The sequence below is a fragment of the Rhodanobacter sp. UC4437_H4 genome (genome assembly GCF_052978425.1).
The window spans coordinates 2424292-2438872 of sequence record NZ_CM129673.1 but is presented as its reverse complement, the minus strand read 5'-3'; the positions used below and the strand labels follow the sequence as shown (position 1 = coordinate 2438872).

Here is a 14581-nt window from a genome sequence, read left to right as displayed (position 1 = left end):
GGCGCCGCTACGCGAGGAACCTGTCCAGCTCGCGCCCGGTGGGCATGCCGCCCTGCGCGCCCAGCTTCGTCACCGACAGCGCGGCGGCCGCGCAGGCCTTGCGTACCGCTGCGGCCAGGCCTTCTTTCAGGAACACCGCCAGCGTCGCGTTGAAGGTGTCTCCGGCGCCGGTGCTGTCGACCACGTCGACCTTGAAGCCGGGCTGGTGCAGCGGTTCGCCCTGTTCGCGATACCAGGCGCCTTCGCCGCCGCGGGTGAGCACGACCGGGCATGGGGCGCGCTGCATCAGCGCCTTGAAGTCTTCGGTGGGATCGGCGCCGAGCAGGATCGCCAGCTCGTGCTGGTTCGGGGTGACGTAGCGGGCGAGTTTGAGCCAGTCGGTGGGCAGTTTTTGCGCGGGGGCAGGATTGAGGATCACCGGCACCCCGAGGCGGTGGCCCAGGCGCACGGTGGCTTCGACGGTTTCCAGCGGGATTTCCATCTGCACCAGCACGGCGTCGGCCCGTTCGAGCAGCGAACGCGCGGCTTCGACGTGGGCGGGCGTGACGCGAGTGTTGGCGGCGGGCACCACGATGATCTGGTTCTCGCCGCCGGCGACGGTGATCGAGGCGGTGCCGCTGGCGCTGTCGTCGAGGCGCGCGACGTGGGTCAGGTCGACGTGTTCGGCGGCGAGGCCGGCGTGCAGCTGGTCGCCGAAGGCGTCGCGGCCGAGCGCGCCGACCAGGGCTACCTCGGCGCCCAGCCGCGCGGCAGCAACCGCCTGGTTGGCGCCCTTGCCGCCGGGCACGGTGAGGAAGCGTTCGCCGAGGATGGTCTCGCCGGGGCCGACGAAGCGCGGCGCCTGGGTGACCAGGTCCATGTTGATGCTGCCGACGACGACGATGCGGCTCATGCGTGCTCCACGGCGGACGGGCTTTCAGGATGAATCCGAAAGCTTACCCGTTGGCGCGACGAGTTGGGTGCGACCGCGACCCCGTAGGAGCCCGCTCGCGGGCGATGCTCTTAATGCTTTTGCGATTCCCGATTCCCGGCCAAAAAGGCATCGCCCGCAAGCGGGCTCCTACGGGAGGAGGGGTTCAGGGCGAGGGCGCGCGACCGAGGCCGCTGGCGTCGCCGGGCAGCAGGGCCGGGGCGGGGCCGGCCACAGCCAGCAGGGATTGGGCGTAGCTGTCTTCCATGCTGATGGTGGAGACCTCGTCCCAGCTGAAGAACGAGACCTCGCGCATCCACTCCGCGTCCGGGCTGAGTTCCTGCATGTAGAAGCCGTCGTCCTCGACGCTGACCAGCCGGCCGATGTAGCAGACCTCGGACTCGTCCTCGCTGTCCACGTGCACGCCGATCACCGGTGCCTGGGCGCCGGCGGCCTGGACCACCTCGCGGATGCTGTCCAGCGGGAAGCCGCGCGGCATCCGCGGCAGGATGTGCTTGAGCGCCAGCGCCTTCTCGAAGAAGGCATGGTGCTTGTCGGGTGCTTCGAGCTCGGAGATGTCGCGGTGCCGCATCACGTACATGCCGTCGTAGGTGATGCCGTCGCCGACCACCCAGAGCAGGAAGAACTCCCGCCCCACCCCGCCCACGTAACCGCAGAAGCTGCCGTGTTCGAGGTCTTCACGCCACAACCGGATCAGCGTCTGTTTCTGTTGCGCCTCGCGCAACTGGGCGCGCTGGCCGGTGTTTTTCAGTTCGATAACGTTGTTCACGATGTCCATTTTAGCAGATCGGGGTGATCTGCCGGCTTTACAGGATGTAGCGGCTGAGATCCTCGTCACGAACCAGGTTGGCGAGGGAGTTGTCTACATTTTTGGCGTCGATCTGGTATTTTTCGCCGGATTTATCCGCAGCTTCGAAGGAGATTTTTTCCAGCAGACGCTCCATCACGGTGTGCAGCCGGCGGGCGCCGATGTTCTCGGTGCGCTCGTTCACCTGGAACGCCACCTCGGCCAGGCGGTCGATGCCGGAGTCGGCGAACTCGATGGTGACGCCCTCGGTGCCGAGCAGGGCCACGTACTGCTTGGTCAGCGCGTTGTTCGGCTCGCGCAGGATCCGCTTGAAGTCGTCCACGCTGAGCGCGGAGAGCTCGACCCGGATCGGCAGTCGGCCCTGCAGCTCGGGGATCAGGTCCGAGGGCTTGGCCAGCGAGAACGCGCCGGAGGCGATGAACAGCATGTGGTCGGTCTTGATCGGGCCGTACTTGGTCGAGACGGTGGAGCCTTCCACCAGCGGCAGCAGGTCGCGCTGGACGCCCTCGCGGCTGACCCCGGCGTGGCCGTGGTCGCTGCGCTGGGCCACCTTGTCGATCTCGTCGATGAAGACGATGCCGTTCTGCTCGGCGTTCTCCATCGCCTGGGCGCGGATCTCCTCGTCGTTGAGCAGCTTGCCGGCCTCCTCGTCGATCAGCAGCGGGCGGGCCGCCTTGATCGCGAGCTTGCGGGTCTGGGTCTTGGCGCCGCCCAGGTTCTGGAACATCTGGCGCAGTTGCGCGCCCATCTCCTCCATGCCCGGTGGCGACATGATCTCCACGCCCACGTTCATGGCGAAATCCAGCTCGATCTCGCGCTCGTCCAGCGCGCCCTCGCGCAGCTGCTTGCGCAGCTTCTGGCGGGTGTCGCTGTCGATGGCGGGAGCGGCCGGTGCGTCGTGGCTCCAGTCGGTCGGCGGGGACTGCCGGCGCGGCAGCAGCGCATCGAGGATGCGATCCTCGGCGCGGTCCTCGGCCTGTGAACGCACGCGCTTGATCGCCTGCTCGCGGGTCAGCTTGTAGGCACCGTCGGCCAGGTCGCGGATGATCGACTCGACGTCCTTGCCGACGTAGCCCACCTCGGTGAACTTGGTCGCCTCGACCTTCACGAACGGCGCGTTCGCCAGCGTCGCCAGCCGCCGCGCGATCTCGGTCTTGCCCACGCCGGTGGGCCCGATCATCAGGATGTTTTTCGGGGTGATCTCGTTGCGCATCTCCACCGGCAACTGCATGCGTCGCCAGCGGCTGCGCAGCGCCACCGCCACCGCACGCTTGGCGTCGTGCTGGCCGATGATGTAGCGGTCGAGTTCGTTGACGATTTCGCGGGGGGTGAGTTCGGACATGGGCTGGCTTCGCAGGGAATAGGGAATGGGGAATAGGGAATGGGAAGAGCGTGGGCTTGCGGGAATGTCGGGCTTGTCTATTCCCTATTCCCTATTCCCCATTCCCAGCTCCTCGATCGACACGTTGTGGTTCGTGTAGATGCAGATGTCGCCGGCGATCTTCAGCGCCTTCTCGACGATGGTGCGGGCGTCCAGGTCGGTGTTTTCCAGCAGGGCCATCGCGGCGGACTGGGCGAACGGGCCGCCAGAGCCGATCGCGATCAGCCCGTGCTCGGGTTCCACCACGTCGCCGTTGCCGGAGATCAGCAGCGAGGTTTCCTTGTCGGCTACCGCCAGCATCGCCTCCAGTCGGCCGAAGCGGCGGTCGGTGCGCCATTCCTTGGCCATTTCCACCGCGGCGCGGGTGAGGTTGTTGTTGTGCTTCTCGAGCTTCTGCTCGAACAGTTCGAACAGGGTGAAGGCGTCGGCAGTGGCGCCGGCGAAACCGGCCACCACCTCGCCCGTCTTGCCGAGCCGGCGCACCTTGCGCGCGTTGCCCTTCATCACCGTGTTGCCCAGCGTGACCTGGCCGTCGCTGCCGATCACGACGCGGCCGTCGCGGCGCACGCAGACGATGGTGGTGGCGTGAAACGATTCCATGGGTGCTCCGCAAGAGGATGTCTGAGCGGATGAGATGGGGCCGTGGGCGGCGGGCTTCAATGCGCGGGCCAGGAGTGAGTGAAGAGGAGTGAGAAGTGAGAGAAAGCCGGGCTCGTGGTCTGCTCTCTCTCATTCCTCACTCCTCTCCACTCACTCCTCGCTTTTCGCCCCTCGCTTCACCCGTGCTCGCGGATGCGCGGCGTCGTAGACCTTGGCCAGGTGCTGGAAATCGAGGTGGGTGTAGATCTGGGTAGTGGCGATGTCGGCGTGGCCGAGCAGCTCCTGCACAGCGCGCAGGTCGCCGGAGGATTCCAGCATGTGGCTGGCGAAGGTGTGCCTGAGCAGATGCGGATGGATGTGTTTCGGGATGCCCTGCTGCAGCGCGAGGGTGTTCATGCGCAACTGGATCGTGCGTGGATGGATCGGCGCGCCGCCGCGGCCGCGGAATACCGGGCCGTCCGGCGGCATGCCCTGCTCGGCGCCGAGCGCACGAAGCGCGGCCACGGCGTGGCGGCCGACCGGCACGATGCGCGTCTTGCTGCCCTTGCCCAGCACGCGCACCTCGCCGTCGTCGAGCTTGAGGTCGAGCCAGCGCAGGCCGCACAGCTCGGACAGGCGCAGGCCGCTGGAGTAGAACAGCTCCAGCATCGCGCGGTCGCGCACGGCGAGCTTGCCGCCGCTGTCGGTCTCCACCAGCGCGGTGGCCTCGTCCACGTCGAGCACCTGCGGCAGCTTGCGGCGCACCTTGGGGCCGCGCACGCCGAGCAGCGGATCGTGGCTCAGCGTGCCCTCGCGACCGAGCTGGCGGAACAGGCTGCGGCAGGAAGAGAGCAGGCGCTGCAGGCTCTTCGGCGCCAGCCCCGCGCGATGTTCGCCGGCGATGAACGCGCGCATGCGCGCGCCGTCGAGTGCTTCGAAGGTGCCTACCTGACCTGCCGCCATGAAGCGCAGCAGCTTGTCCAGGTCGCGCCGATAGCCGGCGACGGTGTGCGGCGAGGCGTGGCGTTCGCCGGCGAGGCGGGCCAGCCAGGCATCGACCTGGCCGGCCGGGGTCATGGCCGGCTCAGGAGACATCCCGCGACCGCGCCAGCGCGGCGGTGATGGTGGCGGAGATCATCCTCAGGAACAGCGTGCCCATGCCCGGCTGGAAGCGGTTCGGGTCGGCGCTGCCGATGGCCAGCATGCCGGCGTCGCCCAGCGGGATCAACGCCACCGACTGCAGTCCGGTCGCGTGCTCGCCGAACAGCCGCGCCAGCTTGTCGGCCGACAGGCGGCCGGAGCTGGGCTCGCCCTTGTGCAGGAAATCGGCGAACTCGGGCAGCGCCGCCGCGCCGCCGGCGATCTGCTGCAGCCAGTCGGCGCGCGGCAGCTTGGGTTCGGCCCCGAACAGCAGCAGGCTCACGCGCTCGGTGTGGAAATCCGCGCTGAGCCGTGCGATCACCGTGCGTGCAGTGACCTCCATCGTGCTGGCGCGCAGCAGCGCCACGGTCAGGCCGTGCACGCGCTCCATCAGCTTCTCGTTCTCGGCGGCGATCTCGACCAGTTCGGCCAGCCGCCGCTCCAGCTCGGCGTTCTTGTCGCGCAAGCTCTGCATCTGGTAGACCGCCAGCGAGGCCACCGCGCCGCCGCTCTCGCGCGGCGGCATGGTCAGCTTGGCGGCAAGCTCGGGGTACTCGCTGAGGAATTCCGGGTGCCGCTTCAGGTAGGCGGCGACCACGCGGGCCTGGGTGGCGTCGTCGAGCAGGGTAGCGGTCATGCGCGGAGATCCTGGAGCGGGGCGGGCGGGGCTTGCCTGCCGCAGTGTGCGATGGACGCGCGCGGGCTTCAACCGGCCGGCGGCGGTTCGACGCGGGGAAGCGCCCATTCGCCCTCGAAAACGAAGGCCGCCGGGCCGGTCATCCAGAGCGCATGGCCGGCGCCGGCCCAGTCGATGCGCAGGCTGCCGCCGGGCAGCGCCACCGCGACGCGCTCATCCACTTCGCCGCGCCGGTGCAGCACCGCCATCGCGGCGCAGGCCCCGGTGCCGCAGGCGCGGGTCCAGCCGGCGCCGCGCTCGTGCACGCGCAGGCGCAGGTGGCTGCGGTCCAGCCGCTGCACGAAGCCGGCGTTGGCGCCTTCGGCGAAGCGCGGATGCCGGGTCAGCAGCGGGCCGAGCCGTTCCAGCGCCGGATCGGCCAGGTCATCGACGGTCACTACCGCATGCGGATTGCCCATCGAGACGGCGCCGATGTCCAGCGTGTCGCCGCCGACCTCGATCGGGTAATGCGCGGCCGTCGCCGCGGCCGCGAACGGAATCCGCGCCGGTTCGAAGATCGGCTCGCCCATGTCTACGGTGACCTGGTCGGGTGCGAGCACGCGCACCGTCACCGGGCCGGACGGACTCTCGATGCGCACCGCCTGGTCCAGCGCCAGCGCGCCGGCACGATGCAACCACGCCGCCACGCAGCGCACGCCGTTGCCGCACTGGCCTGACGGCGAGCCGTCGGTGTTCCAGATGCCGTAGTAGAACGCGCACGACGGATCGCGCGCCGGCTCCACGCTGAGCAGCTGGTCGAAGCCCACGCCGGTGTGGCGATCACCCAGCGCGCGGATCTGCACCGCGTCGAGCGCGAACGCCTGCCGCCGGCAGTCCAGCACGACGAAGTCGTTGCCGCTGCCGTGCATCTTGGAAAAGCGCAGTGGCGCCGGCGCCATCTCAGTGCTCGCCGGAAGCATCCGCGGCCACGCTGGCCGGCATCGCCGGTGCCGGTGCGCTGGTGGCCGGTGTCGGCGGCGGCGCGGTTCGTGCCGGCGGCAGCACCAGCGGTCCCTTGTTGCCGCAGCCGGCAAGCAGGGCGACGACGAGGGCGAGCGGCAGCAACAACAGGGATCGGCGCATGGCGGGGTTCCTCAGCAAGTGGCCAGTATAGCGAGGCACCCGCGGTGCGCCGGCTATCATGGGGCGGCGGCGCGTGCCGCGCGACGACGAGGGTGGATGCGATGGACTGGAGCGCCTTGCTGCGCATGCCGATGACGGTGCTGCTGGTGCTGGCCGCGGTGTTCGCGCTGGTCACCCTCGCGCAGTTGGTGATGCTGCGCCGGCACCTGCAGGCGCGTCGTCGCGCAGCGGCCAGCTGGCGGGCGCTGCTGTGCGTGGCGGCGTTTGCGCTCACCCTGTTGCTGGCCGGCACCGGCGCCGCGCTGCGTGGCTACCACCTGCTGGGCGAGGAGGCGTCGGTGGTCGAGATCGACGCGCGCATCCTGTCGCCGCAGCGCTGGGCGCTCAACCTGACCTGGCCCGACGGCAGCACGCGCGAGGTCGAACTGGCCGGCGATGCCTGGCGCGTCGAGGCGGTCGTGCTGAAGTGGAAGCTGCCCGCGCTGCTGGCCGGCGTGCCACCGCTGTACCGGCTCGATCGGCTCTCCGGCCGCTACGACGATCCCGCGCAGGAAATGACCGCGCCGCGCACGGTGATCAGTTTCGAGCCGGCCGGTGCGTTCGACCTGGTCAAGCTGGGCAAGACGCACCCTGCGTGGCTGCCGGAACTCGACACGGTCTACGGCAGCGGCGCGTTTCTGCCGCTGGTCGACGGCGGCCACTACACGGTGAACCTGATGCGCACCGGCGCGCTGGTGGCGCGGGCGGACGACGCCACCGAGCAGCGCATCCGCCACCCGCTGGGCGGCTGACGCGCGACGCGATCAATCCAGCGCCTGCTCGTAGCGCCAGGCGTCGGTGCCGTCCTCGTAGTAACGCCGATACGCGCCGAAACGGCGGAAGCCAGCGCGCTCGTACAGGCGGATCGCCGCGGCGTTGTCCGGACGCACCTCCAGCCGCAGCCGGTCGCAACCGCGCCGTCGCGCGGCGGCCGCGGCCGCCTGCAGCAGCGCCGCGCCGATGCCCAGGCCGCGCGATTCGGGTCGCGTCGCCAGCGAATACACGCGCGCCACCCGGCTGCGCTTGCGGAAAAACAGCACCGCGCTGCCGAAGAAATCGTGGCGGCCGCCGCTGGCTACCAGCACTTGCGCCGAATCGCTGTCCAGGTGGCGGCGGTATTGCGCCCGGCTCAGGCGGTCGCCGTCGAACGCGTTTTGTTCCAGCGTCACCAGGTCGTCGAGATCGGAAAGATCCGCGCGGCGCACGCGCGCCGGTGCGGTGACGGGCAAAGACGGCATCGAGGGTGGTATCCGTGGCATCAGGCAGGGCAATCCCGCGGACTCTAGCAGGCGCTGCACAGGCTGGCGCGGGCGGGCATTTACGTCTCCTTCAGTGCCATCCCTTGTGTCGTCGCGGCGCTGTGCCAGACTGCGCACTTTGCGCCGCCGCCCGCCCCGGGCGCGACCGGCCGCGCATGCCACTTGGGATCGAGAGGTGTCATGGCCCGCCTGGTCGTCGTTGTCGAGAAAGCCTCCGACTGGAGCTCGTATTACCCCTCCGTTGATGTGATGAGCGCAATGGATTATCTGCGCACGCCGGTCGGTGCCGACGACGAACGCACCCACGTGATCAACCTGTGCCGCAGCTACAAGTACCTGGGCACCGGCTACTACGTGTCGTTGCTGGCCGAGGCGCGCGGGCACAAGGTGATGCCGTCGGTGCGCACGGTGAACGACCTGCGCCGGCGCTCGCTGTACGGCCTGGACATCGACGACCTCAACCAGAAGCTCACCCACTTCCTGCCTGCCGGCGGGCGTGACACCACCGACTTCGGCATCCTGGTCTACTTCGGCGAGACCGCCTACCCGGCGCTGCAGGACCTGGCCCGGCAGGTGTTCGAGATGTTCCCCTGCCCGCTGCTGCGCATCGAGTTCGAGCGCGACCGCGTGTGGCAGGTCAGCTCGATCAAGCCGGTCGGCCTGCATTCGCTGGACGACGCGCAGGAGGACGCCTTCGCCGAGGAACTGGACCGCTTCTCGCGCAAGCTGTGGCGCAAGCCGCGCGCGCGCAAGCAGTTCCGCTACGACCTGGCCATGCTGGTCGACCCGGCCGAGCAGATGCCGCCGTCGAACAAGCGCGCGCTGAAGGCATTCATCGGCGCCGGCAAGGAGCTCGGCATCGAGGTCGACCCGATCGGCAAGAACGACTACCAGCGGCTGGCCGAGTACGACGGCCTGTTCATCCGCGAAACCACCGCCAGCGACAACCACACCTACCGCTTCGCCCACCGCGCCGAGAAGGAAGGCATGGTGGTGGTCGACGACCCCAGCTCGATCCTGCGTTGCACCAACAAGATCTACCTCAACGACCTGATGGTCTCGCGCAAACTGGCGGTGCCGCGCACGGAGATCCTCTATCGCGACGACAGCAAGGGCATGAAGGAAGTCGTCGAGCGGCTCGGTTTCCCGCTGGTGCTGAAGATCCCGGACGGCTCGTTCTCGCGCGGCGTGGTCAAGGTCGAGGACGAGCAAGAGCTGGCGCACGCGGCCAGTGGCCTGTTCCAGCACAGCGCATTGCTGCTGGCGCAGGAATACGTCTACACCGAGTTCGACTGGCGCATCGGCGTGTTCAACCGCGAGGCGATCTACGCCTGCAAGTACTACATGTCGCGCGGCCACTGGCAGATCTACAACCACGGCGCCACCGGCACGGCAAAGTCCGGCGGGTTCGAGACCATCGCGTTGAAGGACGCCCCGGTGGCCGTGGTCAAGCTGGCGCTGAAGGCGACCCAGCCGGTCGGCGACGGACTCTACGGCGTCGACCTCAAGCAGGTCGGCAACCGCCCGGTGGTGATCGAGGTGAACGACAACCCCTCGATCGACGCCGGCGTGGAAGATGCCTATCTCGGCGACGAACTGTACCTGCGCGTGATGCGCGAATTCCTGCGCCGGATGGAACGCAAGCGCCAGGGCGGCGCCGTCTGAGCCATCAGCGCCAGGCCGCGCCGTGAACGGTGTGGACGACACGCAGACGCCGCCGCGCCAGCCAGCGGCGCGGCAGCCCCGGTTCCAGCGCCAGCAGCACCAGCAAGGGCGCGACCAGCAGCCAGAACGCGGGCGTCCAGCCCAGGAGCGCGGTGTGCGCCGGCACCAGGGTGCTCAGCAGCAAGGCGCCACCTCCGAGCAGCCAGGTGCTGGCGGCGGCAAACAGGCGTGGATGATGCGGTGAAAGCGGGCTCGACGTGCGCATGGGGCATCTCCCGTGAAAGTGCCGCCAGCGTGCCTGCCGCTCATCTCACCGCCTGCGACCATGCACGCTGAGGGGTGGCTTGTAGACTGGCAGCCAGTACTCCTCAGGGAACCCCCATGCAGCCCGCCCAGTTCGCCGTGTTCGGTCACCCGATCAGCCACAGCCTGTCGCCGGCGATCCACCAGGCGTTCGCGCAGCAGTGCGGCATCGAGCTGGCATACCGCGCGATCGACGTGCCGCCGGCCGACTTCGCCGATGCGGTGCGGCGCTTCTTCGCCGATGGCGGCCGCGGCGCCAATGTCACCTTGCCGCACAAGGCGGCCGCGTTCGCGCTGGCCGACCAGCACAGCGTGGCAGCCACGCGGGCCGGCACGGCCAACGTGCTGACCCGGCTGGAGGACGGCCGTCTGGCGGCGCACAACACCGACGGCGACGGCATGGTGCGCGATCTGGCCGAACGCCACGAGATCGACCTGCGCGGCCATGACACCTTGCTGCTCGGTGCCGGCGGCGCAGCGCGCGGGGTGGCCTGGCCGCTGCTCGATGCCGGCGTGCGATCGCTGACCATCGTCAATCGTTCGCCGGCGGCGGCCGACGCGCTGGCCGACGCCATTGGCGAGCCGGCGCGGGTGCGTACCCGCTACTGGGACGACCTGGCCACCATCGGCAGTTTCGACCTGATCGTCAACGCCACCTCGGCCGGCGTGCTCGGCGCGGCGCTGCAACTGCCGTTTGCCCTGCTCGGCAGCCGCGCAGTGTGCTACGACCTGTCCTACGGCCAGGCCGCCGCCGGTTTCCTCGGCTGGGCCCGCGCGGCCGGCGCGCGCTACGCCTGCGACGGCCTGGGCATGCTGGTGGAAACCGCGGCCGACGCCTTCGCGTTGTGGCACGGCCAGCGACCGGACACCGAGCCGGTGTACCAGACTTTGCGCCGGCAAACGGCCTGAGCGCACCGGTCGCCGCCGCGCCACACGACTGAAACAATGCGCGGGCAGGATGGCGCGACCCGCCGGGAGCGCGCCGATGACGACGACTCCAGCGCGCGGCCATCGTTTGCGCAGCAGGTGTCATGTCCCGCTTTCTTTCCACCGTATCGCACCGATACGCGCTTGCCGTCGTCTTGCTGCTGGTGTTGGGCGGAGCCGCTGCGACCTTCCGGCGGGGCCCGGTGGCGGCACCTTCGCCCGCTGGAACGACCGCTGTCGAAGCGGCCGGGACACCGCTCGACGATGCGCAGAGCGGCCGCGCCATCCTGCTCGGGCTGGCGCGCGACGCCATGCGCGACGGCCGCCTGATCGCGCCGGCCGGCAGCAACGCGTTCGAGTTCTACCTCAGCGTACTGCAGCTGGAGCCGCACGACCGCACCGCGCACGAGGCGTTGCGGGACTCCTTCGGCCGCGCCTCGGAGGAGATCGAGCGCACCATCAACCGCAACGAACTGGAGGAGGCGCGCCGCGAGATCGATCTGCTGCGCGAATTCGACAGCAACAACTTCACGCTGTCCCTGCTCGGCGGCAAACTGTCCGCCGCGCGCAACATCCTGACCCGGCAGCACGAGGCCGAAGCCGAGCGCATCCGCCAGGTGAACGCCATGCGCGGCGCGGCGAAGTGAGGCCGGCTCAGCGCAGCAGCGGCCCGGCCTTCCGCAGTAGCGCTTCGACCAGTTCCGCCTGCATGAAGGTATAGCGGTCGGGAATGTCCAGGCAGACGATCTTCTTGCCCTTGAGCCGGGCGCGATGGCGTGCCTGCAGGCGTCGGCGATGGCTGCTCTCCATCACCACGATCAAGTCGGCCCAATCCAGCTGGTCCGTGCTCAGCCCCACCTCGGCATCGTCGGCGAGGCCGGCCGAATCCACCTCGAGGTTCGGCCAGGTGCCGAACACCTGCTCGGCGGTCGGGCTGCGCAAGCGGTTGCGGCTGCACAGGAACAGCACGCGACGGAGGGCCATCAGGCCTCCGCCAGATAGACGTCCTTCAGCCGCACATAGTGATTGGCCGAATAGTGCAGCTGCTCGATCTCGCGTTCGCCCAGCACGCGCACGCATTTCGCCGGGTTGCCCAGCCACAGCTCGCCCTCGCCGACCACCTTGCCCGGCGGGATCAGCGCGCCGGCGCCGACGAAGCCGTGGCGCATCACCACCGCGCCGTCGAGCACGCTGGCGTGCATGCCGATCAGGCAGTGGTCGCCGATCGTGCAGGCGTGCACCACCGCGGCGTGGCCGATGGTGACGCCCTCGCCGATCAGGCACGGGAAGCCCGGGCCGTACGGGCCGGCGTGGGCCACGTGCACGATGGCGCCGTCCTGGATGCTGGTTTTGGCGCCGACGCGGATGGCGTTGACGTCGCCGCGCAGTACCGTGCCGGGCCAGATCGAGACGTCGTCACCGAGCACTACGTCGCCGATCACCGTAGCGGCGGGGTCGACGTAGACGCGTTGGCCGAGCGTGGGCGCGATGCCCTTGAAGCTGCGCAGGGAATTCATCGGCGCATTCTAGCGGCGCGCGGTGCCTCGTCACGCGGCCGCGCTTGATTTCGCCCGGCGCGATCGCCACGCTGGCGGCTCAAAGGAGACCGCATGAGCCCCGACAATCCGCTGCTGGCCGACGACATCCTGCCGGCGTTTTCGCAGATTCGCCCCGAGCACGTCCAACCGGCGATCGACGCGATCCTGGCCGACTACCGCGCCGCCATCGACGCGCTGGTCGCCCCCGGCGCGCCCCGCGACTTCAACCACGTGATGCTGACCCAGGAACGGCTGGAGCAGCGCCTGGCGCGGGCCTGGGCACCGGTGTCGCACCTGCAGGCGGTCGCTGACAGCGAAGCGCTGCGCGCGGTCTACGGCCCGGCCGAGGAAAAACTCACCGAGCACGCGATCGAGCTGGGCCAGAACCGCGCGCTGTACGCGGCGGTGCAGACGCTGGCCGATGCGGCGGATTTCGCCGCCTTGCCGCGGCCGGAGCGCGCGCTGGTCGAACATGCCCTGCGCGACTTCAGGCTGTCCGGCGTGGCGCTGGCCGAGCCGGCGCGTTCGCGCTTCCGCGAGATCGGGGTGGAGCTGTCGCGGCTCTCCACCGAGTTCTCCCATGCCGTGCTCGATGCCAGCGAGGCATGGCACGAACACGTCACCGACGAGCGCGACCTCGCCGGCATCCCTGCCTCCGGCCTCGCCGTGCTGCGCCAGTATGCGCAGGATCAGGATCTGGACGGCTACCTGGTCACGCTCAAGCAGCCCAGCGTGCAGGCCGTGCTGAACTACGCCGACCACCGCGGCCTGCGCGAGCGGGTGTACTGGGCCTACCAGACCCGCGCTTCGGACCAGGGTCCGGATGCGGGCAAGTTCGACAACAGCGAGCGCATCGAGAAGATCATGGCCCTGCGCCACGAAGCTGCGCGCCTGCTCGGCTTCGCCAATGCGGCGGAGGAGTCGCTGGCCACCAAGATGGCCGCCTCGCCGGCCGAGGTGCTGGAGTTCCTGCACGACCTGGCCGCCCGCGCCAAGCCCGTCGCGCAGCGCGAACTGGCCACCCTTCGCGAGTTCGCCCGCGCCGAACTGAAGCTCGACACGCTCGAACCGTGGGATGTCGCCTACGCGTCGGAGAAACTGCGCCAGCGCGAGTACGCACTGGACGAGGAGCAGCTCAAGCCGTACTTCCCGCTGCCGGCGGTGATCGACGGCCTGTTCGGCCTCGCCGGAAAACTCTACGGCATCACTCTCGCCGCCCGCGACGACGTCGACGTGTGGCACCCGCAGGTGCGCTACTACGACGTGCGCGATGCCGCCGGCAAGGTGTTCGCCGGCGCCTACGTCGATCTCTACGCGCGCAACGGCAAGCGCGGCGGCGCCTGGATGGACGTCTGCCGCGCCCGCTTCGACGACGGCGGCCAGGAGCAACGGCCGGTGGCCTTCCTCACCTGCAACTTCGCCCCGCCCACCGAGGGCCGGCCGGCCCTGCTCACCCACGACGACGTGCTGACCCTGTTCCACGAGTTCGGCCACGGCCTGCACCATTTGCTCACCGGCATCGCGCTGCCCTCGATCGGCGGCATCGACGGCGTGGAATGGGACGCGGTGGAACTGCCCAGCCAGTTCATGGAGAACTTCGGCTGGAATCGCCAGGCGCTGGACCTGTTCGCGCGCCACTGGCAGACCGGCGAGCGGCTGCCGGACGAGCTGTTCGAGCGCATGCTGGCCGCGCGGCATTTCCACGCCGGCCTGTTCCTGGTGCGCCAGCTGGAGTTCGCGTTGTTCGATTTTCTGCTGCACCTGGAGTACGAGCCGTCCCGCGGCGCCCGCGCGCTGGCGGTGCTGGAGCAGGTGCGCAAGCAGGTGGCGGTGCTGCATCCGCCGGCATGGCAGCGCTTTCCGCACGGCTTCAGCCACATCTTCGCCGGCGGCTACGCGGCCGGTTACTACAGCTACCTGTGGGCCGAACTGCTCAGCGCCGACGCGTTCGGTGCGTTCGAGGAGCAGGCGGGGGAAAGCGGCAGCGTGATCGACCGCGCCACCGGCGAGCGCTTCCGCCGCGAGTTCCTCGCCGTCGGCGCCAGCCGCCCGGCGCTGGAGAGCTTCATCGCCTTCCGCGGCCGCAAACCCGAGCCGGAGGCGCTGCTGCGCAGCTACGGTTTGGCGTGAAGGGCCGGGAATGGGGAATAGGGAATAGGGAATCGCAAAAGCGGTCGGTCGCGAAGCGTTGCCGCTCTTCCTATTCCCTATTCCCCATTCCCTATTCCCCGCCCCCAAGGCAAAAAAAAGCC

General features: G+C 69.4%; 17 protein-coding genes. 5 read left to right on the top strand and 12 right to left on the bottom strand.

All coding sequences use genetic code 11. The features are described from left to right. Positions 1–7: 7 nt before the first annotated feature. The 8 genes from rbsK to lptM all read right to left on the bottom strand — a co-directional run bounded on the left by rbsK (position 8) and on the right by lptM (position 6598). On the bottom strand, positions 8–892 hold the full coding sequence (gene rbsK, locus ACVCL3_RS11140; protein WP_447101317.1) for a ribokinase: 885 nt from the start codon (positions 890–892) through the stop codon (positions 8–10). Between the two features lie 184 nt (positions 893–1076). Next, positions 1077–1709, bottom strand: coding sequence for a hypothetical protein (locus ACVCL3_RS11135; RefSeq protein ID WP_395120770.1), 633 nt, complete (start codon positions 1707–1709; stop codon positions 1077–1079). A 28-nt stretch (positions 1710–1737) separates the two neighbouring features. Continuing rightward, positions 1738–3081 (bottom strand): ATP-dependent protease ATPase subunit HslU, encoded by a 1344-nt coding sequence (gene hslU, locus ACVCL3_RS11130; RefSeq protein WP_447101316.1) that lies wholly within the window; start codon positions 3079–3081, stop codon positions 1738–1740. A gap of 84 nt (positions 3082–3165) precedes the next feature. Beyond that, positions 3166–3720: an ATP-dependent protease subunit HslV gene (gene hslV, locus ACVCL3_RS11125; RefSeq protein WP_447101315.1), complete on the bottom strand. Its 555-nt coding sequence runs from the start codon at positions 3718–3720 to the stop codon at positions 3166–3168. A gap of 150 nt (positions 3721–3870) precedes the next feature. Further along, positions 3871–4776, bottom strand: coding sequence for a tyrosine recombinase XerC (locus ACVCL3_RS11120; protein ID WP_447101314.1), 906 nt, complete (start codon positions 4774–4776; stop codon positions 3871–3873). Positions 4777–4783: 7 nt separating this feature from the next. After that, complete coding sequence (locus tag ACVCL3_RS11115) at positions 4784–5476, bottom strand: DUF484 family protein (protein WP_395120773.1); 693 nt, start codon at positions 5474–5476, stop codon at positions 4784–4786. A 68-nt stretch (positions 5477–5544) separates the two neighbouring features. Further along, positions 5545–6414, bottom strand: coding sequence for a diaminopimelate epimerase (gene dapF / locus ACVCL3_RS11110; RefSeq protein ID WP_447101313.1), 870 nt, complete (start codon positions 6412–6414; stop codon positions 5545–5547). Between the two features lies 1 nt (position 6415). After that, positions 6416–6598, bottom strand: a complete 183-nt coding sequence (lptM, locus tag ACVCL3_RS11105; protein WP_395120775.1) for an LPS translocon maturation chaperone LptM — start codon at positions 6596–6598, stop codon at positions 6416–6418. A 101-nt stretch (positions 6599–6699) separates the two neighbouring features. On the opposite strand from lptM, the gene ACVCL3_RS11100 reads away from it, so the two are divergent. After that, positions 6700–7389, top strand: coding sequence for a hypothetical protein (locus ACVCL3_RS11100; protein WP_395120776.1), 690 nt, complete (start codon positions 6700–6702; stop codon positions 7387–7389). Positions 7390–7401: 12 nt separating this feature from the next. Here the strand turns inward: ACVCL3_RS11100 and ACVCL3_RS11095 are convergent, their stop codons facing one another. Continuing rightward, complete coding sequence (locus ACVCL3_RS11095; RefSeq protein ID WP_447097685.1) at positions 7402–7875, bottom strand: GNAT family N-acetyltransferase; 474 nt, start codon at positions 7873–7875, stop codon at positions 7402–7404. A gap of 201 nt (positions 7876–8076) precedes the next feature. Here ACVCL3_RS11095 and ACVCL3_RS11090 point away from each other — a divergent pair, with 201 nt between their 5' ends. Continuing rightward, the gene (locus tag ACVCL3_RS11090; RefSeq protein ID WP_395120778.1) at positions 8077–9561 is read left to right on the top strand and encodes a RimK family protein; all 1485 of its coding nucleotides are present in this window, start codon (positions 8077–8079) and stop codon (positions 9559–9561) included. Between the two features lie 4 nt (positions 9562–9565). Here the strand turns inward: ACVCL3_RS11090 and ACVCL3_RS11085 are convergent, their stop codons facing one another. Continuing rightward, positions 9566–9826 (bottom strand): hypothetical protein, encoded by a 261-nt coding sequence (locus ACVCL3_RS11085; RefSeq protein ID WP_447101312.1) that lies wholly within the window; start codon positions 9824–9826, stop codon positions 9566–9568. A 116-nt stretch (positions 9827–9942) separates the two neighbouring features. Between ACVCL3_RS11085 and aroE the strand changes: the two genes are divergently transcribed. Both aroE and ACVCL3_RS11075 read left to right on the top strand, forming a co-directional pair. Then, a complete protein-coding gene (gene aroE / locus ACVCL3_RS11080; protein ID WP_447101311.1) occupies positions 9943–10773 on the top strand; it encodes a shikimate dehydrogenase in 831 nt (276 codons plus the stop codon). A 122-nt stretch (positions 10774–10895) separates the two neighbouring features. Beyond that, on the top strand, positions 10896–11438 hold the full coding sequence (locus ACVCL3_RS11075; protein WP_447101310.1) for an energy transducer TonB: 543 nt from the start codon (positions 10896–10898) through the stop codon (positions 11436–11438). 7 nt (positions 11439–11445) lie between these two features. Here ACVCL3_RS11075 and ACVCL3_RS11070 read toward each other — a convergent pair whose 3' ends face one another. Next, positions 11446–11775: a low molecular weight protein tyrosine phosphatase family protein gene (locus ACVCL3_RS11070; protein WP_447101309.1), complete on the bottom strand. Its 330-nt coding sequence runs from the start codon at positions 11773–11775 to the stop codon at positions 11446–11448. Further along, entirely contained in the window at positions 11775–12308 is a 534-nt protein-coding gene (locus tag ACVCL3_RS11065) for a gamma carbonic anhydrase family protein (RefSeq protein ID WP_447101308.1), read from the bottom strand. The genes ACVCL3_RS11070 and ACVCL3_RS11065 overlap by 1 nt, the downstream gene beginning before the upstream one ends. Before the next feature lie 93 nt (positions 12309–12401). Here ACVCL3_RS11065 and ACVCL3_RS11060 point away from each other — a divergent pair, with 93 nt between their 5' ends. Beyond that, positions 12402–14459 carry a M3 family metallopeptidase gene (locus ACVCL3_RS11060; RefSeq protein WP_447101307.1) on the top strand — a complete coding sequence of 686 codons (2058 nt, stop codon included), beginning with the start codon at positions 12402–12404 and terminating at the stop codon, positions 14457–14459. Positions 14460–14581: the final 122 nt, after the last annotated feature.

Coding starts and splice junctions, on each gene's coding strand:
- rbsK (WP_447101317.1), bottom strand. CDS start 892: ATGAGCCGCATCGTCGTCGTCGGCAGCATCAACATGGACCTGGTCACC.
- ACVCL3_RS11135 (WP_395120770.1), bottom strand. CDS start 1,709: ATGGACATCGTGAACAACGTTATCGAACTGAAAAACACCGGCCAGCGC.
- hslU (WP_447101316.1), bottom strand. CDS start 3,081: ATGTCCGAACTCACCCCCCGCGAAATCGTCAACGAACTCGACCGCTAC.
- hslV (WP_447101315.1), bottom strand. CDS start 3,720: ATGGAATCGTTTCACGCCACCACCATCGTCTGCGTGCGCCGCGACGGC.
- ACVCL3_RS11120 (WP_447101314.1), bottom strand. CDS start 4,776: ATGACCCCGGCCGGCCAGGTCGATGCCTGGCTGGCCCGCCTCGCCGGC.
- ACVCL3_RS11115 (WP_395120773.1), bottom strand. CDS start 5,476: ATGACCGCTACCCTGCTCGACGACGCCACCCAGGCCCGCGTGGTCGCC.
- dapF (WP_447101313.1), bottom strand. CDS start 6,414: ATGGCGCCGGCGCCACTGCGCTTTTCCAAGATGCACGGCAGCGGCAAC.
- lptM (WP_395120775.1), bottom strand. CDS start 6,598: ATGCGCCGATCCCTGTTGTTGCTGCCGCTCGCCCTCGTCGTCGCCCTG.
- ACVCL3_RS11100 (WP_395120776.1), top strand. CDS start 6,700: ATGGACTGGAGCGCCTTGCTGCGCATGCCGATGACGGTGCTGCTGGTG.
- ACVCL3_RS11095 (WP_447097685.1), bottom strand. CDS start 7,875: ATGCCGTCTTTGCCCGTCACCGCACCGGCGCGCGTGCGCCGCGCGGAT.
- ACVCL3_RS11090 (WP_395120778.1), top strand. CDS start 8,077: ATGGCCCGCCTGGTCGTCGTTGTCGAGAAAGCCTCCGACTGGAGCTCG.
- ACVCL3_RS11085 (WP_447101312.1), bottom strand. CDS start 9,826: ATGCGCACGTCGAGCCCGCTTTCACCGCATCATCCACGCCTGTTTGCC.
- aroE (WP_447101311.1), top strand. CDS start 9,943: ATGCAGCCCGCCCAGTTCGCCGTGTTCGGTCACCCGATCAGCCACAGC.
- ACVCL3_RS11075 (WP_447101310.1), top strand. CDS start 10,896: ATGTCCCGCTTTCTTTCCACCGTATCGCACCGATACGCGCTTGCCGTC.
- ACVCL3_RS11070 (WP_447101309.1), bottom strand. CDS start 11,775: ATGGCCCTCCGTCGCGTGCTGTTCCTGTGCAGCCGCAACCGCTTGCGC.
- ACVCL3_RS11065 (WP_447101308.1), bottom strand. CDS start 12,308: ATGAATTCCCTGCGCAGCTTCAAGGGCATCGCGCCCACGCTCGGCCAA.
- ACVCL3_RS11060 (WP_447101307.1), top strand. CDS start 12,402: ATGAGCCCCGACAATCCGCTGCTGGCCGACGACATCCTGCCGGCGTTT.